The 21,561-nt window shown below is 66.1% G+C and carries 23 protein-coding genes, 3 tRNA genes and 1 pseudogene; 13 read left to right on the forward strand and 14 right to left on the reverse strand.

The window, feature by feature from the left end; all coding sequences use genetic code 11:
- Position 1: 1 nt before the first annotated feature.
- The 6 genes from Q1A36_RS03345 to Q1A36_RS03370 form a co-directional block, all read right to left on the reverse strand.
- Complete coding sequence (locus Q1A36_RS03345) at positions 2-466, reverse strand: lysozyme inhibitor LprI family protein (RefSeq protein ID WP_299839745.1); 465 nt, start codon at positions 464-466, stop codon at positions 2-4.
- Positions 463-1,992 carry an AMP-binding protein gene (locus Q1A36_RS03350; RefSeq protein ID WP_299840484.1) on the reverse strand — a complete coding sequence of 510 codons (1,530 nt, stop codon included), beginning with the start codon at positions 1,990-1,992 and terminating at the stop codon, positions 463-465. Before Q1A36_RS03350 ends, Q1A36_RS03345 begins: the two co-directional genes overlap by 4 nt.
- A gap of 30 nt (positions 1,993-2,022) precedes the next feature.
- Positions 2,023-2,517: a lysozyme inhibitor LprI family protein gene (locus Q1A36_RS03355; RefSeq protein WP_299839746.1), complete on the reverse strand. Its 495-nt coding sequence runs from the start codon at positions 2,515-2,517 to the stop codon at positions 2,023-2,025.
- A complete protein-coding gene (locus tag Q1A36_RS03360; protein WP_299839747.1) occupies positions 2,517-3,023 on the reverse strand; it encodes a lysozyme inhibitor LprI family protein in 507 nt (168 codons plus the stop codon). The genes Q1A36_RS03355 and Q1A36_RS03360 overlap by 1 nt, the downstream gene beginning before the upstream one ends.
- Complete coding sequence (locus Q1A36_RS03365) at positions 3,023-4,183, reverse strand: isovaleryl-CoA dehydrogenase (protein ID WP_299839748.1); 1,161 nt, start codon at positions 4,181-4,183, stop codon at positions 3,023-3,025. Before Q1A36_RS03365 ends, Q1A36_RS03360 begins: the two co-directional genes overlap by 1 nt.
- Positions 4,184-4,288: 105 nt before the next feature.
- Positions 4,289-5,362 (reverse strand): CaiB/BaiF CoA-transferase family protein, encoded by a 1,074-nt coding sequence (locus tag Q1A36_RS03370; protein ID WP_299839749.1) that lies wholly within the window; start codon positions 5,360-5,362, stop codon positions 4,289-4,291.
- 120 nt (positions 5,363-5,482) lie between these two features.
- Here Q1A36_RS03370 and Q1A36_RS03375 point away from each other — a divergent pair, with 120 nt between their 5' ends.
- From Q1A36_RS03375 to cbiB, 5 genes are read left to right on the forward strand one after another with little or no spacing between them, the layout of a single operon-like run.
- Positions 5,483-6,463, forward strand: a complete 981-nt coding sequence (locus Q1A36_RS03375; protein ID WP_299839750.1) for a TRAP transporter substrate-binding protein — start codon at positions 5,483-5,485, stop codon at positions 6,461-6,463.
- Complete coding sequence (locus Q1A36_RS03380; protein WP_299839751.1) at positions 6,460-7,014, forward strand: TRAP transporter small permease subunit; 555 nt, start codon at positions 6,460-6,462, stop codon at positions 7,012-7,014. Before Q1A36_RS03375 ends, Q1A36_RS03380 begins: the two co-directional genes overlap by 4 nt.
- A complete protein-coding gene (locus Q1A36_RS03385) occupies positions 7,015-8,319 on the forward strand; it encodes a TRAP transporter large permease subunit (RefSeq protein ID WP_299839752.1) in 1,305 nt (434 codons plus the stop codon).
- 34 nt (positions 8,320-8,353) lie between these two features.
- Positions 8,354-8,893: a histidine phosphatase family protein gene (locus Q1A36_RS03390; protein WP_299839753.1), complete on the forward strand. Its 540-nt coding sequence runs from the start codon at positions 8,354-8,356 to the stop codon at positions 8,891-8,893.
- On the forward strand, positions 8,890-9,804 hold the full coding sequence (cbiB, locus tag Q1A36_RS03395; RefSeq protein WP_299839754.1) for an adenosylcobinamide-phosphate synthase CbiB: 915 nt from the start codon (positions 8,890-8,892) through the stop codon (positions 9,802-9,804). The genes Q1A36_RS03390 and cbiB overlap by 4 nt, the downstream gene beginning before the upstream one ends.
- A gap of 24 nt (positions 9,805-9,828) precedes the next feature.
- On the opposite strand, the gene Q1A36_RS03400 is transcribed toward cbiB, so the two are convergent.
- The 6 genes from Q1A36_RS03400 to Q1A36_RS03425 form a co-directional block, all read right to left on the reverse strand.
- Positions 9,829-9,904 (reverse strand) — tRNA-Val (locus tag Q1A36_RS03400).
- A 49-nt stretch (positions 9,905-9,953) separates the two neighbouring features.
- Entirely contained in the window at positions 9,954-10,511 is a 558-nt protein-coding gene (locus tag Q1A36_RS03405) for a histidine phosphatase family protein (protein WP_299839756.1), read from the reverse strand.
- A 243-nt stretch (positions 10,512-10,754) separates the two neighbouring features.
- A tRNA-Val gene (locus tag Q1A36_RS03410) sits at positions 10,755-10,829 on the reverse strand.
- Positions 10,830-10,926: 97 nt separating this feature from the next.
- Positions 10,927-11,247: an HU family DNA-binding protein gene (locus Q1A36_RS03415; RefSeq protein ID WP_299839758.1), complete on the reverse strand. Its 321-nt coding sequence runs from the start codon at positions 11,245-11,247 to the stop codon at positions 10,927-10,929.
- 171 nt (positions 11,248-11,418) lie between these two features.
- Positions 11,419-13,842, reverse strand: coding sequence for an endopeptidase La (lon, locus tag Q1A36_RS03420; RefSeq protein ID WP_299839760.1), 2,424 nt, complete (start codon positions 13,840-13,842; stop codon positions 11,419-11,421).
- A gap of 197 nt (positions 13,843-14,039) precedes the next feature.
- A complete protein-coding gene (locus Q1A36_RS03425) occupies positions 14,040-15,395 on the reverse strand; it encodes an ATP-binding protein (RefSeq protein WP_299839762.1) in 1,356 nt (451 codons plus the stop codon).
- Positions 15,396-15,429: 34 nt separating this feature from the next.
- Between Q1A36_RS03425 and Q1A36_RS03430 the strand changes: the two genes are divergently transcribed.
- The 3 genes from Q1A36_RS03430 to Q1A36_RS03440 all read left to right on the forward strand — a co-directional run bounded on the left by Q1A36_RS03430 (position 15,430) and on the right by Q1A36_RS03440 (position 17,134).
- Entirely contained in the window at positions 15,430-16,362 is a 933-nt protein-coding gene (locus Q1A36_RS03430) for an MBL fold metallo-hydrolase (protein ID WP_299839764.1), read from the forward strand.
- A 59-nt stretch (positions 16,363-16,421) separates the two neighbouring features.
- Positions 16,422-16,496: transfer RNA gene (locus tag Q1A36_RS03435), tRNA-Asn, on the forward strand.
- 68 nt (positions 16,497-16,564) lie between these two features.
- Positions 16,565-17,134 (forward strand): 3-keto-5-aminohexanoate cleavage protein, encoded by a 570-nt coding sequence (locus tag Q1A36_RS03440; RefSeq protein WP_366141543.1) that lies wholly within the window; start codon positions 16,565-16,567, stop codon positions 17,132-17,134.
- 476 nt (positions 17,135-17,610) lie between these two features.
- Here the strand turns inward: Q1A36_RS03440 and Q1A36_RS03445 are convergent, their stop codons facing one another.
- Positions 17,611-17,994: a hypothetical protein gene (locus Q1A36_RS03445; RefSeq protein ID WP_299839766.1), complete on the reverse strand. Its 384-nt coding sequence runs from the start codon at positions 17,992-17,994 to the stop codon at positions 17,611-17,613.
- Between the two features lie 75 nt (positions 17,995-18,069).
- On the opposite strand from Q1A36_RS03445, the gene Q1A36_RS03450 reads away from it, so the two are divergent.
- From Q1A36_RS03450 to Q1A36_RS03465, 4 genes are read left to right on the forward strand one after another with little or no spacing between them, the layout of a single operon-like run.
- Positions 18,070-18,459 carry a hypothetical protein gene (locus tag Q1A36_RS03450; protein ID WP_299839768.1) on the forward strand — a complete coding sequence of 130 codons (390 nt, stop codon included), beginning with the start codon at positions 18,070-18,072 and terminating at the stop codon, positions 18,457-18,459.
- Between the two features lie 2 nt (positions 18,460-18,461).
- Complete coding sequence (locus Q1A36_RS03455; RefSeq protein WP_299839770.1) at positions 18,462-19,094, forward strand: Mu-like prophage major head subunit gpT family protein; 633 nt, start codon at positions 18,462-18,464, stop codon at positions 19,092-19,094.
- Positions 19,091-19,360 carry a Mu-like prophage major head subunit gpT family protein gene (locus Q1A36_RS03460; RefSeq protein ID WP_299839772.1) on the forward strand — a complete coding sequence of 90 codons (270 nt, stop codon included), beginning with the start codon at positions 19,091-19,093 and terminating at the stop codon, positions 19,358-19,360. The genes Q1A36_RS03455 and Q1A36_RS03460 overlap by 4 nt, the downstream gene beginning before the upstream one ends.
- A 23-nt stretch (positions 19,361-19,383) precedes the next feature.
- Positions 19,384-20,280, forward strand: a complete 897-nt coding sequence (locus Q1A36_RS03465) for a phage protease (RefSeq protein WP_299839774.1) — start codon at positions 19,384-19,386, stop codon at positions 20,278-20,280.
- 9 nt (positions 20,281-20,289) lie between these two features.
- On the opposite strand, the pseudogene Q1A36_RS21440 reads toward Q1A36_RS03465, so the two are convergent.
- Positions 20,290-20,550 (reverse strand): annotated as a pseudogene (locus Q1A36_RS21440) (MarR family transcriptional regulator); the annotation flags it as partial.
- 83 nt (positions 20,551-20,633) lie between these two features.
- Here Q1A36_RS21440 and Q1A36_RS03470 point away from each other — a divergent pair.
- On the forward strand, positions 20,634-21,527 hold the full coding sequence (locus tag Q1A36_RS03470) for an alpha/beta fold hydrolase (protein ID WP_299839776.1): 894 nt from the start codon (positions 20,634-20,636) through the stop codon (positions 21,525-21,527).
- The last annotated feature ends 34 nt before the right edge of the window (positions 21,528-21,561 follow it).

Genomic DNA, 21,561 nt, shown 5'->3' on the forward strand with positions numbered 1-21,561 from the left:
CTCACGGCTCCCGCATGTGTTTCAGTTCCAGCGCCCGTCGCGCCGTGTATGTCAGCTTGCAATGTGTCGCGGCGATGTTGCGCATCGAGCCGCCGCCATATCGGTCATAGGCAATCGTGCAATCGGCATCGCGCAGCGCGATCCAGCCACGCTGCGCCGCCAGAAGCTGATCCCCGATCCCCTCGATATCCGCGAAATGGGCCCGCGTGGCCTTGTATTCCCGGTTCAGGAGCCTGTCCCAGACTTGGGTTTCGGCTTGGGTGCATTGCCAGATGTTCAGGGTGTTCGCACCGCCTGGTGTCGCTGCGATGCAGGCGGTCTGGGCCGCTCCGATGCAATCGGGCTGGGTCTCGCCGCCGGCCGTGCTGTCAAAACAGGCCTCGACCGTGGCGCTATCGACCGAGACCTCTTGCGCCAATGACGGCGTCGTGGCCAGCAGCGCGATCAGGAAACCTTGTCGGATCATCCTTCCGCCACCGCCAGCTTGCGCAATTCGCGGCGCATGACCTTGCCGGTCACGGTCATGGGTAGGGCGTCGAGAAAGGCGATCTCGCGCGGATAGGAATGGGCGGCAGAGAGGCGGCGGGCATGGGCCTGCAACTCGGCCGCAAGCTCGTCCGACGGCTCAACATCGGCGCGCAGGACGATGTAGGCCTTGACGATTTCGGTGCGCAGCGGATCGGGCTTGCCGATCACCCCGGCCTGCGCCACCGCCGGGTGTTTCAGCAGGCAATCCTCGATCTCCGAGGGGCCGATGCGATAGCCGGCGCTGGTGATCACGTCATCGTCGCGGCCGACGAAGCGGATATAACCGTCCTCGATCACGCCGCGATCGCCGGTCAGCATCCAGTCGCCACGAAATTTTTCGGCGGTGGCTTCGGGGCGGTTCCAGTAGGCCAGCATCATCGAACCGGCACCGCGGCGGATGGCGATGTCGCCCTCTCCCGTCGTCGGCTGGCCCGCGTCGTCGATCACCTGCACGTCAAAGCCCGGCACCGCCTTGCCGATGGCACCGGGACGGGCCGGGAACAGCGAGGCGGCGGAACTGGCGACCATGTTGCATTCGGTCTGGCCATAGAATTCGTTGATCGTCAGGCCGAAGGCGCGCTGGCCCCAGTCGAGCATCTCGGCCCCCAGCGTCTCGCCGCCCGAGGCGACGCTGCGCAGGCCCGGTATCGCCACATCCGCCGCCTTCAGCATCTTCAGCGCGGTGGGCGGGAAGAAGACATTCCGCACGCCGCAATCCGTGATCAGCCCGGTCACGGCGACGGGGTCGAATTTCGCCATCCTTGCGGCCACGACCGGCACGCCAAGCGCCAGCCCCGGCATCAGCACGTCGAACAGCCCGCCGATCCAGGCCCAGTCCGCCGGCGTCCAGAGGCAGTCGCCGGGCTGCCCCAGAAGGTCATGGCTCATCTCGACGCCGGGCAGATGGCCGGTCAGCACGCGGTGGCCATGCAGCGCCCCCTTGGGCGCGCCGGTGGTGCCCGAGGTATAGATGATGACGGCGGGATCCTCGGGGCCGGTCTCGCGGGTGGCGAAAGGCCCGGCTTCGGGCAGACCGTCCTCGGGCACGATGACGCGCAGTTCGGGAAAGCCCGCCAGCATCTCGCGGCCCTCGGGATCGGCGATCACGGTGCGGACGCCGGCATCATTCAGCCGCAGCGCCAGCGCCTCGGGGCCGAAGAGCTTGAAGAGCGGGATCGAGATGGCGGCGGATTTCCACGCGGCCAGATGGGCGGCGGCGGTCCAGGCGGATTGGGTGCGCAGGACGGCGATCCGTTCGCCACGCTCGGCGGTCAGCGCATGGGCCAAACGGTCGGTCATCGCGGCCAGATCGCCGAAGGTGACAGGGCGCGGGCTGCCGTCATAGTCGATAATCGCGGTCGCGTCAGCGAGATGGTCGAGGCATTGATCGGCCATGTTCAACCGCGCCGGAAAAGTCCAGCGAAAGGCCGCGCGCAGGTTATCGTAGCTGTCGCCGGCCAGCATACGCGCCGAAGGGGACCGCTTCGCCATCGACTACACCCCCCGGTCGCGCAGATAGGCGCCCAGCAGGACGAACTGCCTTGCGGTTTCCTGCATCCGGCACAGCGGCTCGGCCACAGCCCCGCCGGTGCCTCTGCCATTGGTCAGCCGGTCATAGGCGCAGCGGGCATCGCGGAAGCTGATCCAGTCGCGCTCCATCTGCTTCAACGCCTCGGCACGCTCGGCCCCCCGCGCCCGTTCGATCTTCCTCAGCCGGGCATAGCGCGTGTTCAGCTCGGCTTCCCACCACTGCGCCTCGGCATCGATGCACTGAAGCTGCCGGTCGACCGGGTGCAGGTCGGGCTGGGCTTTTTGCACGCGGGCAAGGCAGGAGGCCTGTACCGATCCGGCGCAATCGAGCCGCGTTCCGTCGGTCGCGGACCGGGACAGGCAATGCTCGATCTCGTTCGGATCGATGCCCGATGCCTCGCCCGCCGCCAGCGGCAGAGGCGCAAGGGCAAGAGCCAGCACTGCCAGCAGGCGGCCCATCAGCCGCCCTCGCGCAGCCGCGAGGCGAGGCGCAGATATTGCTCGGCGGTCAGGGTCATGGCGCATTGCGCGCTGGCGGGTCCGCCACCCGTGCCACCGCCCCACTTGCTGCGCTCCCAGTTGCAGGCGGCGTCGCGGAAGGCGATCCACTTGCGCTGCATCTCCTTCAGCAGCGGCGCTTCCGCCTCGGCGGCCGAGCCCAGCTGCTTCAGCTCGGCATCATTGGCCTCGGCTTTCTGCATCACCTCGGCATAGGCGCTGTTCAGAAGCCCGTCCCAATGCTGATACTCGCCCATGAGGCAGCCGGTCATGCCGACGGTGCTATCCCCAGCCGGCTGGTCGATGCAGGCATCGGCGGCGACACCGATGCAGCTTTGCAGCTGCCCATCCCGCCCCGATTGCTCGACAAGGCAGGCATCGATCAGCGCGCCGTCAAAGGCCGGCTCCTGCGCCTCGGCCAGCGGCGCGGCCAGCAGCAGGCAGGTTGTGGCCAGCGCCAGCCGCATCACGCGAGGCTCATCAGTTCGCGGCCGATCAGCATCCGGCGGATCTCGCTGGTGCCGGCGCCGATCTCCATCAGCTTGGCATCGCGGAAGAGGCGGCTGACCACGCTGTCATTCAGGAAGCCGGCGCCGCCCAATGCCTGAACCGCCTGATGCGCCTGCACCATGGCCTGTTCGCTGGCATAAAGCACCGCGCCCGCCGCATCCTGCCGCGTCACCTTGCCGGCATCGCAGGCCCGCGCCACCTCGTAGACATAGGCCCGCGCGGTGTTCAGCGCGACATACATATCGGCCAGCTTGCCCTGCATCAGCTGGAAGGACCCGATGGCCTGACCGAACTGCTTGCGGTCGCGCAGATAGGGGACCACCTCGTCAAGGCAGGCGGCCATGATGCCGGTGCCGATGCCCGACAGGACCAGACGCTCGTAATCGAGGCCCGACATCAGCACGCGCACGCCCCGGCCTTCCTCGCCCAGCACGTTCACGAACGGGATCTCGCAATTCTCGAAGATCAGCTCGCCGGTGTTCGAGCCACGCATCCCCAGCTTGTCGAAATGGGGCGAGGTCGAGAAGCCGGCCATGCCGCGCTCGACGATGAAGGCGGTGATGCCCTTGCTGCCCGCTTCCGGGTCGGTCTTGGCATAGACCACCAGCGTCTTGGCGTCGGGGGCGTTGGTGATCCAGTATTTGTTGCCGTTCAGCACATAGCGGTCGTTCTTCTTTTCCGCACGGAGCTTCATCGAGACGACATCGCTGCCGGCGCTCTCTTCCGACATGGCCAGCGCGCCCACCGCCGCACCCGAGCAGAGATCGGGCAGGTATTTCGCCTTCTGTTCGTCGGTGCCGTTCAGCTTGATCTGGTTCACGCAGAGGTTCGAATGCGCACCATAGGAGAGGCTGACCGAGGCCGAGGCCCGGGCGATTTCCTCGGTGGCGATGACATGGGCCAGATAGCCCATGCCCGAGCCGCCGTATTCTTCCGAGACGGTGATGCCGAGAAGGCCCAGATCGCCCATCTCGGTCCAGAGCTCGTTCGGGAACTCGTTGGTGCGATCGACCTCGGCGGCGATCGGCTTCACCCGATCCTGCGCCCAACGATGCACCATCTCGCGCAGCGCATTCACGTCCTCGCCCAGATCGAATTCCATGCCTTGGGTGAACATCGTCCGGCTCCTCCAGTTTATTGAACGCTCGTTCAGTTAACGCAGCTTATGCGTGAACCGCCCCCCTCGAGTCAAGCGGAAGCCTGCGCGACTGCGCGGATTCCGTCAACCACCGGCGGCAGCCTGCCAACGGGCCAGCGCCGCCCCGGGGGTGATCTGCTGGCCGGGCCGCAAGCTGCCGGGGGTGGCGGAAAGTTGCGGGGCCGGACTGGGTTCGGCTCCCGTGAAACTCGCGCGCACCTGCATGTGCGGATGGCGCGGGGCTTCGTCGATGGACAGGATCGGCGCGGCGCAGGCATCGGTTCCCTCCAGCAGTGCCGCCCAGTCATCGCGGCTGCGCGTGGCGATGACCTCTGCGAGGCGCGCGCGGATCGCCGGCCAGTTCGCCGGATCGGCGCGATCGGGCAGGCCGGCGGGGGCGATCCCCAGACGCTCCAGCAGTTCGGCCCAGAATTGCGGCTCGATGGCGCCGATGGCGAGATGGCGACCATCGGCACAGGCATAGGTGCCGTAATAGGGCGCGGCCCCGTCCAGCACATTCGCCGCGCGCCGGTCGGTCCACATCCCGGCGGCGCGCATCCCCGAGATCATCGCCATCAGATGCGCCACCCCGTCGCTGATCGCGGCATCGACCACCTGCCCCTGCCCGGTCGTCCGCGCGTGCAGGATGGCGGCCAGCATCCCCGACACCAGATACATCGAGCCGCCGGCGAAATCGCCCAGCAGGTTCAGCGGCGCCACCGGATGATCCGCCGGGCCGATGGCATGCAGCGCACCGGTGATCGCCAGGTAGGTGATGTCATGCCCGGCGGAATGCGCCAGCGGGCCCACCTGCCCCCAGCCGGTCATACGGCCATAGACGAGCCGGGGGTTCTCGGGGAAATCGCCGGGGCCAAGACCCAGACGCTCCATCACCCCCGGCCGCATCCCCTCGATCAGCGCATCGGCGCGGATGATGAGGGCGCGGGCGGCATCGCGCCCGGCTTCGGATTTCAGGTCCAGTTCGATCCAGTCGCGGCCCCGGTCCAGCACGTCGCGATCAAGCCCCAGCACATGCCGCGCGCCGGGGCGGGTGATGCGGATCACCTCGGCGCCGTGATCGGCGAGCCACATCGCCGAGAACGGCGTCGGCCCCAGCCCCGCGATCTCGACCACCCGCAACCCGTCCAATGCACCCATGACCATCCTCCCCGCCCGCGACCCAGCTTTGACCAGCCCTGCAGCAGGCACAAGGGCAGCATCGTTGACAGGGGCGCCCGGGACGGCCAACCTGCCCCGATCACAGGGAGAGAGAAAAAAATGACCAGACAGATCAGCCTGATCGCAGTCCTTGCCATGTCGGGCCTTGTCCTGACCGGCCCGGCGCTGGCCCAGACCAACTGGGACATGGCCACCCCCTATGCCGACAGCGATTTCCACACCCGCAACATCGCCCAGTTCGCCGACGAGGTCTCGACCGCGACCGGCGGCGGGCTGACCATCACCGTCCATTCGGCCGGCAGCCTGTTCGGCCATCCCGAGATCAAGGATTCGGTGCGCAAGGGCCTTGCCCCCATCGGCGAGGTGCTGATGAGCCGGCTGGCGAACGAGGACCCGGTCTTCGAGGTCGACTCGGTGCCCTTCCTCGCCAATGGCTATGATCAGGCGCTGAAACTGTGGCAGGCCAGCCGCGAGACGATCACCCAGAAGCTGGCCGATCAGGGGCTCACGCTGCTTTATGTCGTGCCATGGCCGGGCCAGGGCATCTATACCAAGGATGCGGTAAAAGACGCCGCCAGCTTCCAGGGCCAGAACATGCGCGCCTACAATGCCGCATCGGAACGGCTGGCGCAGCTTCTGGGCGCGGTCCCGACGCAGGTCGAGGCCGGAGACGTGCCCACGGCGTTCTCGACCGGAAGGGTCAGCGCCATGATCACCTCGCCCTCGACCGGCGTCACCTCGCAGGCCTGGGACTTCACCAGCTTCTACACCGATGCGCAGGCCTGGTTGCCCAAGAACATGGTGATCGTGAATACCGAGGCCTTCAACGCCCTGCCCGAGGATCAGCGCGCCGCCATCACCCAGGCCGCCGCCCAGGCCGAGACCCGTGGCTGGGACATGTCGGCGGTCGAGGCGACCGAGGCGACCGAGGCGCTGGCCAAGAACGGCATGACCGTCGCCAAGCCGTCCGAGGCCTTCCAGGCCGAGTTGCTGGCCATCGGCGAGACCATGACCAATGAATGGCTGGAGCGCGCGGGCGAACCCGGCAAGGCCATCATCGACGCCTATCGCGCCGAATGAGGACCGCGCTTGACCGTCTCTACGCGGCGGGTCTCTGGGCGGCCTGCGGGGCGATGGTGCTGATCGCGGTGCTGGTGCTGGTGCAGGTCGCTGGCCGGTTGATCGACCGGCTGGCGCTGCTGATCGGCGCGGCACCGCCGCAGATCACCGTGCCCTCGCTGGCCGAGATCGGCGGCTTCCTTCTGGTGGCCGCCGCCTGCCTCGCGCTGGCGGGCACGCTGCAATCGGGCGGGCATGTGCGGGTGACGATGATCGCGGGCGCCCTGCCCCCGCTTGCCGCCGGTGCGCTGACCATCCTCGCGACCGCCATCGCGGCGGGGCTGGCGATCTGGGCGGGCTGGCATTCCGCGCTGCAGGCGCTGGACAGCTGGCAGTTCAATTCGCTGAGCTATGGCATGATCAAGGTGCCGCTGTGGTTGCCGCAGGGGGCAATGACGCTGGGGATCGCGCTTCTGGCGCTGGCGCTGGTCGATGCGCTGCTGACGCTGCTGCGGGGGGGCACCCCGGCCTTTCTGGCCGCCGAGGCTGCGGCGACGGGTGAGGGCGAATAGATGGAGATCCTGCCGCTCTCGATCCTGCTGGTCGTGGTGCTGTTCGGTCTTCTGGCGACCGGCCTCTGGGTCGGCTTCGCGCTGATCGCCGTGGGTCTGGTCGCCATGGTCGCCGCCGCCCCGGCCCCGCCCGGCCCGGTCTTCGCCACCAAGGTCTGGGGCGCGCTGAATGTCTGGGACCTGACCGCGCTGCCGATGTTCATCTGGATGGGCGAAATCCTGTATCGATCGCGGCTGTCCTCGGACCTGTTCCGCGGCCTCGCGCCCTTTACCCGCCGGCTGCCCGGCGGCCTGCTGCATGTGAACGTGCTGGGCTGCGCGGTCTTTGCCGCCGTCAGCGGTTCCTCGGCGGCCACCACGGCGACGGTGGGGCGCATGTCGCTGCCCGAGTTGAAGGCGCGCGGCTATGACCCCGACATCTCGGTCGGCTCGCTGGCCGGGTCGGGCACGATGGGCTTCCTGATCCCGCCCTCGATCATCCTGATCGTGTATGGCGCCGCGACCGAGCAATCCATCGCCCGGCTGTTCCTCGCCGGCGTGCTGCCGGGGCTGATGCTGGCGCTGCTGTTTTCGGGCTGGATCGTGATCTGGGCGCTGATGAACCCGCAGCGCATGCCCGCAACTGAGCCCGCCACCACCGGGGCGGAAAAGCGCGCGGCCCTGCGCCTGCTCTTGCCGGTCGTCGGGCTGATCGTCGCCGTCATCGGCTCGATCTACGCCGGCATCGCCTCGCCGACCGAGGCGGCGGTGATCGGTGTTCTTGGCGCGCTGCTGATTGCCTGGGCCACCGGCGGGCTGGACCGGCAGGCGGCAGTTCAGGCACTTCTGGGCGCGGCGCGGACCAGCGCGATGATCTGCTTCATCCTCATGGGCGCGGCCTTCCTGACCGTCGCCATGGGCTATACCGGCATCCCGCGCGCGCTGGCGGCCTGGGTGGGCGAGCAAGGGTTTTCGCCAAACTGGCTGCTGGTCGCGCTGATGGGGCTGTTCATCGTGCTCGGCTGCTTTCTCGACGGCATCTCGATGGTGGTGCTGACCGTCTCGGTCATCCTGCCGATGGTGCTCGCGGCCGGGATCGACCCGATCTGGTTCGGGATCTTCCTCGTGCTGGTCGTGGAAATGAGCCAGATCACCCCGCCGGTCGGCTTCAACCTCTTCGTCCTGCAAGGCGTGACCGGGCGGAACATCTTTGACCTAGCCCGCTGCGCCCTGCCCTTCTTCCTCCTGCTGGTCGCGGCGGTGCTGATCCTGATGGCCTTCCCCGCTGTCGCGCTGTGGTTGCCCTCGACCATGATGGCGCGCTAGGGCTGGCGGCATCGCAATCCGGGGTGCCGCCGCCATGACCCGCCTTTACCTGATCCGCCACGCCCCGCCCCTGAACGGGGGGCGGCTGGCCGGTCGCCGCGACGTGGCCGCCGATTGCAGCGATGCCCCGGCCTTCGCCGCCCTCCGCGCCCGCATCACCCATGTGCCGTCGATCTGGGCCAGCCCCGCCCTACGCTGCCGCCAGACCGCCGAGGCGCTTGGCCTTGCCGCGGACCTGCATCCCGAGCTCTGGGAACAGGATTACGGGGCATGGGAGAACCTGCCCTTCGCTGACTTGCCCGATCTCGGCCCACTGTCGCCCGATGAGCTTGCCCGCCACCGGCCCGAAGGCGGCGAGAGCTTTGCCGAGATGGCGGCGCGGGTGCTGCCGCGTCTGGCCGAGGCTGAGGGGGACACCGTGATCGTCGCCCATGCCGGCACCGTGCGGGCCGCGCTGTCCATGGTCGTCGGCCCCGCCGCCCTGTCCTTCGCCGTCTCGCCTTTGTCGCTGACCATCCTGCGCCGCGCCGGGGCCGACTGGTCGGTCGAGGCGGTGAACTTGACCGCGCCATGATCGCCGCCCTTCTCGCCCTGATTGCCGATGCGCTGATCGGCTGGCCCGACCGGCTGTATCGCCGCATCGGCCACCCGGTCACCTGGCTCGGCGCGCTGATCGCCGGGCTGGAGACGCGACTGAACCGAGGCCCCCATCGCATCCTGAAGGGCGGGCTGGCGACGTTGCTGACCATCGCCGCCGCCACGCTACCGGCATGGGCCTTGGCCGAGATAACCGGCCCGCTGATCGCCGGACTGCTGGCCTGGCCGCTGATCGCCGCCCGCTCGCTGAACGACCACCTCGCCGCCGTCGCCCGGCCACTGGCGGCGGGCGATCTGGCGGGGGTGCGGCGGGCGACCGCGATGATCGTCGGCCGTGACGTGACCCGTGCCGATGATGCCGCCCTGTCCCGCGCCAGTCTGGAAAGCCTCGCCGAGAACGCCTCGGACGGGGTGATCGCACCGCTGTTCTGGCTGGCGGTGGCGGGGCTGCCCGGCGTGGCGGCCTACAAGGCGATCAACACCCTCGATTCCATGATCGGCCATCGTAACGCCCGCTACGAGCAGTTCGGCAAGATCGCCGCGCGGCTGGATGATGTGGCAAACCTGATCCCGGCGCGGTTGACGGCGCTCTTGTTCGCGCTGGCGGCGGGTTCGATGATGCCGCTGCGCGCCGCCTTTGCCGAGGCGCATCTGCACCGCTCGCCCAATGCCGGCTGGCCCGAGGCGGCCATGGCATCGGCGCTGGGGGTGCGACTTTCTGGTCCGCGTCAATACGGCGACCGGTTGTCGGACGAGCCCTGGCTGAACGGCAGTGCAGGCGATCCGGGGGCCGCTGACATCAACCGAGGCCTGCGGCTCTATCGGCGCGCACTGATGGTGATGGCAGGGATACTGGCAGTGGGTGGGCTGATGGCAGCGATCGGCTGAGAGATCACTGTGAATCATGGGAAATGGTGGGCGGTGAGGGGCTCGAACCCCCGACATTTTCGGTGTAAACGAAACGCTCTACCAACTGAGCTAACCGCCCCACGGGGGGCCTCTTAGCGCGGCGCGGACCGGTGGGCAAGGGCGAAGGCTCAGCCTTCGCGCCAGATCTCGTGGCAGCCGGCGCGGACGACCTGCACCGCGCCCTGATGCTGGGCCAATTCCTCGAAGCGCGTCATGTCCCAGCCCATGGCGATCAGCCGCAGCATCCGCAGCGTGATGCCATGGGTGATGATCAGCGACGGGCCGGTCAGGCTGTCCAGGAAGCTGCGGGCGCGGGTCATGAGGCCCGAGAACCCCTCGCCGCCCGGGGCGTGATCATACCAGCCAAAGCCATCCAGTTCGAACAGCGCCGGGTGCTCGGCGGCGAGATCGGGGTAGCGGCGGCCGCTGAATGTGCCGATGTCGATCTCGGCCAGACGGGCGTCGGTCTGGAAGGGCTGGCCGGCAAAGACGATGCGCGCGGTCTGCTGCGCCCGCCCCTGCGGGCTGGCAAAGCGCGCGGCTTCGACGCCTGCGACCAGCCGCGCCTGCGCCTTGGCCTGCGCGATGCCCAGGTCGGTCAGCGGCGAGTCGAGCTTGCCCTGCATCCGGCCTTCGGCATTCCACACGGTCTGGCCGTGGCGCATGAGATAGAGATCGGGATACATCGGCCTGTCCGCATGACGTGAGGGCATGGTCCGGTGCCATCCCGCCCGCCTGATTGCCGGATCGGTCGGCGCGGGTCAATCACCCGGAAAGCCTGCGGCGCTTCGGATTTTGGTGAAAGATAAGGGCATATCACGCGGTCAACGATAATCCCGACCATGCCCCGGTGATCCGACCGTTCCACCCGAATGCAAAAGGCCGGCCTTTCGGCCGGCCCGCGAAACAGTGACTGTTCCGTGAAAGAATGGTGGGTGATAACGGATTTGAACCGCTGACATCTTCGATGTGAACGAAGCGCTCTACCACTGAGCTAATCACCCGTGGGCGGCTATGTAGCGGCGCGGTCCCTCCGATGCAAGAGGCATTCGGACAGCTTTTCGTCCCGTTCCCTGCCCCGCGCCGACGGGCCGGCTGCGGTCAGTCCTCGTCGCTGTCGGCGCCGTCGCCGCGCCGGCGCAGGCGAAGGTTGATGACCTCGCTGCCCTTGCCATTGCTCTTGCGCATGCTGACGCGCGCGCGGCCGAAGGGATTGACCACCAGCGTCTCGCCCGAGGCGAAGGCGCGGCCCAGCTGGTCCAGCGTCGCCTCGACGATGGGCTTCACATCGCCCTTCTTGGCGCCGGTCGCCTCGACCACGCGATCCACGAATTCCCGCTTCTGCACCACCCGCGCAGCGCGGGGAGACTCCGCCCCGAATTGGGCGTCATCATCAGTGTCGGATTTCGGCGTTCTCGCCATATGTTCTATCCATTTCCTGCCGGTTTCGGTTGGAATGCCAAGCGATAATTTAATTATTTATCTACAAATCGGTACAGAACCTTCCAGTGGAAAGTTTATCAAAACATATATTCTGGACAACATAAAAAAGGGCCGCCCGAAGGCGGCCCCGTTACTTTGCCTAGTCCAGGATCAGTGAGCGACGGCAGAGCCAGAGGTGTCGCCACCCTCCTGGCGCGCGGCCAGGCGGGCGGCCTCGGCAGCCGCTTCTTCGGCGGCCTCGTCCCATTCGACCGGTTCGGGCATCCGCACCAGCGCGTGCTTCAGCACCTCGCGGACATTGCTGACCGGGATGATGGTCATGCCTTCCTTCACGTTGGCCGGGATCTCGGCCAGGTCCTTCTCGTTATCGGCCGGGATCAGCACGGTCTTGATGCCGCCCCGAAGCGCCGCCAGCAGCTTTTCCTTCAAGCCGCCGATGGCCAGCGCATTGCCGCGCAGCGTGACCTCGCCCGTCATCGCCACGTCCTTGCGGACCGGGATCTGGGTCAGGACCGAGACGATCGACGTGACCATGGCGAGACCAGCGGAAGGACCATCCTTGGGCGTCGCGCCTTCGGGAACGTGGACATGGATGTCCCGTTTCTCGAATTCCGGCGGACGGATGCCCAGTTCCGGCGAGATCGAGCGCACGAAGCTCGAAGCAGCGTCGATCGATTCCTTCATCACCTCGCCCAGTTTCCCGGTCGTCTTCATCCGGCCCTTGCCCGGCAGGCGCAGCGCCTCGATCTGCAACAGATCGCCGCCGACCTGCGTCCAGGCGAGACCCGTGACCACGCCGACCTGGTCCTCTTTCTCGGCCAGACCAAAGCGGTGACGGCGCACGCCCAGATATTCCTCGACCTTCGCGGGCGTCACCTCGACCGATTTGGTCTTGCCCTTGAGGATCTCGGTCACAGACTTGCGCGCCAGCTTGGCGATCTCGCGCTCGAGCGAGCGCACCCCGGCCTCCCGCGTGTAGTAGCGGATGACGTGGTTCAACGCCTCGTCGCTGACCGAGAACTCGCCCTTGCGCAGCCCGTTCGCCTTGATCTGCTTGGGCAGCAGGTGACGGCGCGCGATCTCGCGCTTTTCGTCCTCGGTATAGCCGGCCAGCGGGATGATCTCCATCCGGTCCAGCAGCGGCCCAGGCATGTTGTAGCTGTTGGCCGTGGTCACGAACATCACGTCCGACAGGTCGTATTCCACTTCGAGATAGTGGTCCACGAAGGTCGAGTTCTGTTCGGGGTCCAGAACCTCCAGCATTGCCGAAGCCGGGTCGCCGCGGAAATCCTGCCCCATCTTGTCGATCTCGTCGAACAGGATCAGCGGGTTCGTGGTCTTGGCCTTCTTCAGCGCCTGGATGATCTTGCCGGGCATCGAGCCGATATAGGTCCGCCGGTGGCCGCGGATCTCGGATTCGTCGCGCACACCGCCAAGCGAGATGCGGATGAATTCACGACCCGTCGCCTTGGCGAGCGAGCGACCCAGCGAGGTCTTGCCGACGCCCGGAGGGCCAACGAGGCTGAGGATCGGGCCTTTCAGCTTCTGGCTGCGATTCTGCACCGCCAGGTATTCGACGATCCGTTCCTTGACCTTTTCCAGACCATAGTGATCGGCGTCCAGCACCGCCTCGGCACGGGCCAGATCCTTCTTGGTGCGCGACTTCACGCCCCAGGGCAGGCTCAGAAGCCAGTCGAGGTAGTTGCGGCTGACCGTGGCCTCGGCCGACATCGGCGACATCGACTTCAGCTTCTTCAGCTCGGCATTGGCCTTGTCGCGGGCTTCCTTCGAGAATTTCGTGTTCTCGATCTTCTCTTCCAGTTCCGCGATCTCGTTCTGGCCGTCCTCGCCGTCGCCCAGCTCCTTCTGAATGGCCTTCATCTGCTCATTCAGATAATACTCGCGCTGGGTCTTCTCCATCTGGGTCTTGACGCGCGACTTGATCTTCTTCTCGACCTGCAGGACCGACATCTCGCCCTGCATCAGGCCATAGACCTTCTCGAGCTGCGCACCGACATCCAGCGTCTCCAGCAGGTCCTGCTTCTTGTCGATCTCGACGCCCATATGGCCACTGACCAGATCGGCCAGCCGCGCGGGTTCGCGTGCCTCGGCGACGGCGGTCACAACCTCTTCGGGAATGTTCTTGCGCACTTTCACATAACGCTCGAACTCGTCGGTCACGGCGCGGGTCAGGGCGGTCACCGTGTCGGCGTCGCCCGGAAGCTGTTCAAGCGGCTCGGCGGTGGCTTCGAAGTAATCGTCATTCGGCACAAAGCCGGTGATGCGCACGCGACTCCGGCCCTCGACCAGCACCTTCACGGTGCCATCCGGAAGTTTCAACAGTTGCAGCACATTGGCCAGAACGCCGGTGCGGTAGATGCCATCCTCGGCCGGCTCGTCGACCGAGGCATCTTTCTGCGCCGCCAGAAGGATCGGCCGGTCGGCCTCCATCACGGATTCCAGCGCCCGGACCGATTTCTCGCGCCCCACGAACAAGGGCACGATCATATGCGGAAACACCACGATATCGCGCAGCGGCAATACCGGATGAGTCTGTTGTGTGAATTCGTTCATGATCAGTCCTTTCCTGCCCGAGATCCCGGCCCCACGATTGGCGGCACACGATCCCTGCGACCCCTAATCTAGGGGCCGGTCGTATGGGGTTCAATATGCGCCATGCCGGCCCGGTCCCCAAGCGCGTTCTGCATCTGCGCCCTGCAACGATGCCGCACCCGGCACCGGCTGACGCGCAGCGTGGCAACGGCTTGCAGTCACCGCGGAATCACGATTTCGGCCCGCAGCCCGCCAAGCCGCGCCCCACGCACCAACCGCAATTGCCCGCCATGGGCACGCGCCACATCCGCCGCGATCGACAGGCCCAGCCCGACCCCCTGCCCCCGGTTCTGGTTCCGCGCCGGGTCCAGCCGGGTAAAGGGCCGCATCGCCTCGTCCATCTGCACTTCAGGAATGCCCGGCCCGTCATCCTCGACGCTGATGCGCAGGCTGCGCGGGGCCAGCGCGGCATCGACCTCGGCATGTTCGCCATAGCGCACCGCATTGCCGATCAGGTTCTCGATCGCCCGGCGCAGCATGTCGGGACGGAAGGTGACGCGGCCATCCTCGGGACCTTCGACCTCGGCAAGCCGCACCTTCTGCCCGGCGCGCTGCGCATCGGCCACCAGCCCACGCAGGAAGGGCAAGGCCTCGGTGGCGACCGGCGGCCCTTCCTGCGCCTCGTCGCGCGAGTAATCGAGGAAGGCCCCCACCATCCGGCTCATCTCGTCGACATCGGCGGTCATCGCGTCGATCTCGGGCTGGTCGGTCGGCAGGTCGGGCGACAGCATCGACAGCCCCAGCCTGAGCCGGGTCAGCGGCGTGCGCAGGTCATGGCTGATCCCCGACAGCATCAGCTTGCGCTGTTCGTTGCTGCGCTCGAGCCGGTTGCGCATGTCCAGGAAGGCGGCACCCGCGCTGCGCACCTCTATGGCACCGGCGGGACGATAGGGCACGATCCGGCCCTTGCCATAATCCTCGGCCGCCCGCGCCAGCCGCTTGATCGGCCTCAGCTGGTTGCGCAGGAAGATCGTGGCGATCCCCGACATCAGAAGCGAGGTGAACAGCATCAGCACCAGCAGCTGATGCGGGTTCGAGGCGCTGACCCGGCTGCGATCGAAGGCCAGGAGATAGGGCCCGAACGGGCCGTTCATGGTGATCCGCACCCGCTTCTCGTCGCTGGCCAGATCGATCCCCATCACCTGCGGCAGCGTCGCGCGCAGTTCCTCGATCACCACCCGCCCCGAGAAATCATAGAAGATCCGGTCATCATCGACGTTCGGCTCGGCCGGAAGCTCGACCGACAGCCCCAGCGGCACGGCCACCGCCCGGCCCGCCAGCAGCGCCGCCGGCCCGTTCACCGCCGGGTCCATCCGCGCCGCCACAAAACCCAGCTCGCGCGCCATGCTGGCGGTCATCTGCCGGGTCACGCCCTCGAAATGGCGCTGGAGGAAGGTGACGCTGACCACCAGCGTCACCACCACCACCGGCAGGAACAGGATCAGCGCCGCCCGGCCATAGAGCCCGCGCGGGAAGAAGCGTTTGAGCCAGCTGAAATCGGGGCCGAATGCCATGGAAACCCTGCCTGAACGCCGCTAGGCTAGCGTCATGAGCCAAGATGCGAAAGCCCCGCCCGCCGCAGACGCCGCGTCCCTGCCGCGGCCACCCCGGCCCGAAGATCTGCCCGAGGGGCTGCGGCTGGTTCTGGCGCCCAATCCCTCGCCCCTGACGGGCCCCGGGACCAACACCTTCCTTCTGGGCACCGACGAGATTGCCGTCATCGACCCCGGCCCCGATCTGCCCGCCCATCGCGCGGCGATTCTGGCGGCGGCCGGGCGTGGCCGCATCACCCATATCTTCGTCACCCATGCCCATCGCGACCATTCCGAGGGCGTGCCGGCGCTGGCCGAAGCGACCGGGGCGGAGGTGCTGGGCTTCGGCGATGCACTGGCTGGCCGTTCGGCGGTGATGCAGCGGCTGGCTGCCGAGGGCGGCGCCGGCGGCGGCGAGGGGCTGGACCTGAGCTTCCGCCCCGACCGGCAGCTGGCCGATGGCGAGACCATCACCCGCGACGAATGGAGCCTGACCGCCCATCACACCCCCGGCCATGCCGGCAATCATCTGTGCTTCGCTTGGGGCGATGTGACCTTCAGCGGCGACGTGGTCATGGGCTGGTCCACCACGCTGATCTCGCCCCCCGATGGCGACCTGGCCGATTATTTTCGCAGCCTCGACCGGCTGACCGCGCTGGCGCCCGCGCGTCTTTTCCCGGCCCATGGCCCGGCCATCGACGCGCCGCTGCCGCGCCTCGCCGAACTGGCCGCCCATCGCCGCCAGCGCACCGCCCAGATTCTCGCCGCCCTGCGCGACGGCGCCCCCGCCGATGCCGCCACACTGGCCGCGCGAATCTATGACGTGCCGCCCCAGCTTCTGCCCGCCGCGACCCGGAACGTCTTCGCCCATCTGGTCGCCCTGAGCACCCTCGGCGCCGCCCGCCCCGAGGGCGAAATCACCTGGCAGACGCGCTTTTCGGCAGACTGAAAATTTTGTCGCAATCCCTCTGGACGCCCCCTGACACCATTGCTATACGGCCCACGTGTTCCGGCGTAGCTCAGCGGTAGAGCAGTTGACTGTTAATCAATTGGTCGTAGGTTCGATCCCTACCGCCGGAGCCATAAAAACAAGGGCTTAGCCAAATCGGCTAGGCCCTGTTTTTTCTGCTTGTCACCGGATTCGTCACTGAATTTGCTTTGCCGCCACGCGCGCGCGCGCCGCGCAGGTGGCCTCGCTGGCAGTGGGATCAAACAACTTTCCGACCCGTGTCTATGAAAACAGTCCCGGACTTGTCGACTGGCTCGCCTCGGAGATGCTGAAATACGGTGTCAGGCCGGAAATCGAGGCTTTCGATTTGTCACACATCTTTCAGGCAGCCAGCATGGTTCGGGACGGACGACTGAAGGGGCCCCTTCACGTCCAGTTCGTCATGGGCGTCAAGAACGCGATGCCGGTCGATCGCGACGCCCTTGAGTTCATGATCAAGACGACAAAACGGCTGATGCCCGATGCAACATGGTGTGCGGCCGGCATCGGCCAGTATCAAGCGACGCTGAATGAGTGGTGTGCCGAGTTGGGCGGTCATTGCAGGACAGGGCTTGAGGACAATATGCGATTGGACAAGATGACCCTCGCGCCGTCCAATGCGGCGCTGGTCAGACAGTGCGCCGGCATCCTCGAAAGGCATGGCCGAAAGGTCGCTACGGTTGAAGAGGCGCGAACGCTCTTGAAGTTGCCATCGCCGGTCGAGAACGAATAGCGGCATACTTCTCATCAGGGTCAAGGCGAGGTAGCTCTGGACCGACCCCGTAAGCGCTGGCGCAACTATCCGCGTCAGAGCTGCGCCGAAAGTCAGAGACAAACTGCTGTTCTCCGAAAGCGGGCATCGAGCTATCGGTGAAAATGGGAACCCCTGAACTCCGATGTCGGTAGGGACGAAATCCGAGATCGGGGAACCGCGTCGTTCTCGTAGCCATCCAATACGATTAGGTTCGCTCCAGCTCGAAGCAGGCGCGTGCCCCTAGCGAGCAGCATGGGCGGGGCCTTATGCACCGCCCATGTCCTATAACTCGGAATGCCTCACCTGCGGCGGCCCCCCTTTGTCATTCCGCCCGGTTCCTCACCTCGAACGCAGCGCGCGGCACAGGTCGCGATCTGGATACCGTTCAAATCCTGCGGAGCGCGTTCAAAAGCGGCCTTCTCGTGTTTTTGGGCGGAAGCATAGCCGCCGCCACCCTACTGGCCGTCAGCGCGCGATTTTTCATGGTCGCCACCGAGGGCGCGGATATGCCCCTCGGCATACTCGATCACCGCATCACGGAAGCTACTTGGCTCGTCGCTCCGGTATTCTTCCAGATGAAGTTTCCATGCCTCGACATCGAACGGGTCCGGCTCCCCGCGCAGAACAATCACCGGGCCACGCTCGACAGGTTCAGGCTTCGGATTTCGCGCGGCAAGTTCGGCTACTTTGCCCAGGATCAGCTGACGAATGCTCTCCCAACGCGTTTGTGTTCCCTGATCGGCGGGAAAGGAACGCACTTTCCTGTTCGGACTGAACAGATGCACAGTCACATGACTGGCTTTGTCTCCGGGCCCAGACTGATTGTCATCGTCGGTCATTGCCGCCACCAGAAACCCCTTTCCAGGGCTAAACATCTTTCCCCCGGAATATGCTGCAAGCATCCCGTTCCAGAGGTGCTGATGCAAGCCTTATCTTGTTTCGAAATTCTGTCCTTGGTCCGCAGCTCCTGCGGGGATGAAGGTTGCGACAAGCTGCTTTCCTCATTTGGCGGAATGCGGATGCATATCCCCAAGAATGTGGGCGGACGCTTGCTGGAACCACTCGGCGCAGGGCTGCTTGCTGTCCTGGTGCGCTATTACGGCGATACCGCCATTGACGTGCCCTCGCGCGGCCATGCGGAGCGTATCATGCGCTCGGTCCGCCTGAAACACGATGTGGTCCACAGCGATCTCTCAGCCAACGAAATCGCCGCGAAGCACGGCGTGACCAACGTCTGGGTGCGGCGGCTGCGCAGAGACCTTCTGGAAAAACCTCAAAGCAAACTGACGAAAGCGAAAGCCTGACCATGGACATTAACGCCTCTTTGCTGAACGAGATGTTCAGCGGCTTCAATACCTTCTTCAACAAGGCCGTGGCGGCGACGCCGACCTATTGGAACAAGATCGCGATGGACGTGAAGTCCACCGGATCGGACGAAACCCATGGCTGGCTTTCCGGCGTGCCGCAGATGCGCGAATGGCTGGGTGAGCGTCATATCAAAGGCGTGATGGCCGCCCGTTACACGCTGGAAAACCGCAAGTTCGAGACCACGCTGCGGGTGCGGCGCGAAGATATCGAGGATGACCGTCTGGGCGTCTATGCGCCGCAGATCAGCATGATGGCGCATGCCGCCGCCTCGCATCCCGACGAGCTTGTCTTTGAGGTGCTGAAACGTGGCTTCGAGGCAGAAAGCTATGATGGTCAGACGTTCTTCGATACCGATCATACGATCTTGAAGGCGGATGGCACGGAAGGTTCGGTCTCGAACATGCAGGCGGGCACAGATGCACCGTGGTTCTTGCTGGATGTCAGCCGCCAGGTAAAGCCGCTCGTGTTCCAGACGCGCATCCCCTACCAGATGCAGAGGCTGAACAAGGACAGCGATAACAACGTCTTCATGCGCGACGAATATCTCTATGGGATCCGCGCGCGCGGGTGAACGCAGCCTACGGTCTCTGGCAATTCGCATTCGGCTCGAAGCAGCCCCTGACCGCCGAGAATTACGAGGTGGCGCGGGTCGCCATGCAGGCGATGCGCTATGATGGCGGGCGCATCATGGGCGTGGTGCCGAATATGCTGTTGGTTCCTCCGGCACATGAGGCGGCTGCACGCGAGCTGCTGACTGCGGATGAGCTGACCGGCGGTGGCACCAACGTCTGGCGCGGCTCGGCTGACCTGCTGGTCACACCTTATCTGCAGAAGTGATCGCCATGGCGGGACAAGAGCAGATGGCCACCGTGCCGCTGCCCGAGCTTGAACCGGGCAAGGCGGAAAGCTGGGTGCAGATCCTGCCTGCGGGCAAGTTCGACCTGACGGACAAGCGCGGGCCGTGGGTGGTCAAGGATATGGCGTCGGTCATCGCAGCATCACGCGCTGATGTGGAACGCGGGATGCCCGTGGACATGGATCACGCGCTGGACCGTCAAAACCGGGCCGAAGCGCCTGCGGCGGGCTGGATAGAGGAACTGGCTGCGCGGCAGGATGGCATCTGGGCGCGGATCGCCTGGACCCCGACCGGCAAGGCCAAGATCGAGGGGCGCGAATATCGCTTCATCAGCCCGGTTGTCATGGTCACGAAAGTCGGCGGCGAGGTGCTGGCGATCAAGCGTGCGGGACCGACCAACGATCCGGCCATTGCCATGAAGGCGCTTTGCTCGGTCGAGGGCGATTCCGAAGAGGAAGAGCCGACGGACGAAGCGGCGATTGTCGCCATGCTGCGCGAGACTCTGGGCGCACCTGCCGACATGCCGGTGCACCAATTGATCAAGCGCACCCGAGCAATCATCGCGGCGGCAGATACGACGCGCACCGATAACGCCCCGACCAGGGAACTCGCGACCAGCTACATGAGCCTGCTGGCCGAGGTGCACGAAGGCAAGATCGAAGCCGCGCTTGAACGCTGCCGCGATGCGGGCAAGGTGGTCCCCGCCAACGAGGGTTGGCGGGCGTGTGATACGCCCAGGTTAAGCCCCGTATCTGACGCGCACATTGTCCAACCAGCGCGCGACTACGGCGATTTCCGCGTCAGAGAACCCCTCGCAAAGCTGATCGTTCAATCTCCTTGTCCGCTCCAGTGCCTGTTGGCGCTGGACGCGCCCCTCGTTGAGCAACTCGACCAGCGATGACCGGCCGTCCTCCGGGTCAGGAATGCGCCGGACCAGCCCGGCTTTCGACATGCGATCGACGAGTCCGGTCAAGGCCGGCGCCCCCAGATCCAGCGCGCGGGCAAGGGCGGACATGGATACCCCGCCCTCGGCTGGCAGCGCCAGCAAGAGACCGATCCGCGCGGCGGTCATGCCTTCGGTTTCACGCTCGATCCAGGCCTCCAGCCGGCGCTGCGCCGTGGTCAGCAGATAGATCAGCCGGGGCGCGTGACGTGTGGTCAGGTGAGGCATGGGCAGGTCCGCTATTGATTTTACTTCAGATACGAAATAATTACTTCATATGCGAAATAAAACATGCAGAGGCACCGGGTCAAATGGAAAGCTTCATCACAGCTTGCGCCGATGGCGGCGAGATCGCCCTGACCCTGCATGGCGGCAAGGCCGGCACCAGTCCCGTGGTCGTCATCCACCCAGCGACGGCCGTGCGCGAGCGGATGTATCACCCCTTCGCCGGCTTTCTGGTCGAACAGGGTTTCCGCGTCATCACCTATAATTACCGCGGCGTCGGCGCAGGCGCAGGGCTGACCCGGAATCGCCACCTGACCATGCGCAACTGGATGCTCGATGACGCGCCGGCGGTCCAGGATTGGGCGGTTCGGACCCTGCCCGGCGCGCCGCTGCTGGCGATCGGTCACAGCCTTGGCGGCCACGCCATCGGCATGGGCGGCAAGGACAGCCCGCTGCAGGCGGCGGTGCTGATCGCCAGCCATGCCGGAGCGCTGCGGCTGGTGCGGCGCCGGGCCGAGCGGTTGCGCATCGGCTTCTTGTTCCGCGCGGTGGTGCCGGTTGCCGGGCGGCTCTCGGGATGCTTCCCCGGCAAGAGGCTGGGGGTCGGCGAGAACATCCCCAGCGTCGCCATGCGTGATTGGGGCCACTGGATTCTGATGCGGAATTACTTTTTCGATGATCCGACGCTGGACGCCGCAAAACGGTTTGCCAAGGTCAACTTCCCCCTGCTCAGCCTTGGCTTCGAGGACGATCCCTGGGCCACCCCGGCGGCGATCGATCTCCTGAACTGCCATTTCGCCACCTCGCCCCCCGCGCGCCGCCAGATCGATCCCGCCCGCGACGGCACCGGCCCGGTCGGCCATATGGGCTTTTTCCGCGACCACCACCGCAACGGGCTCTGGACCGAGGTTACGGACTGGCTGCGCCAGCAGGCCGAAGCTGCAAAGACCGGCCCGCAGCGGAGGGCGACGGGCGGCTGATCGGATCGATACAGGAGAGCAGTTGAGCATTGAC

The sequence above is a fragment of the uncultured Paracoccus sp. genome, from assembly GCF_947487305.1.
Classification (GTDB): Bacteria; Pseudomonadota; Alphaproteobacteria; order Rhodobacterales; family Rhodobacteraceae; genus Paracoccus.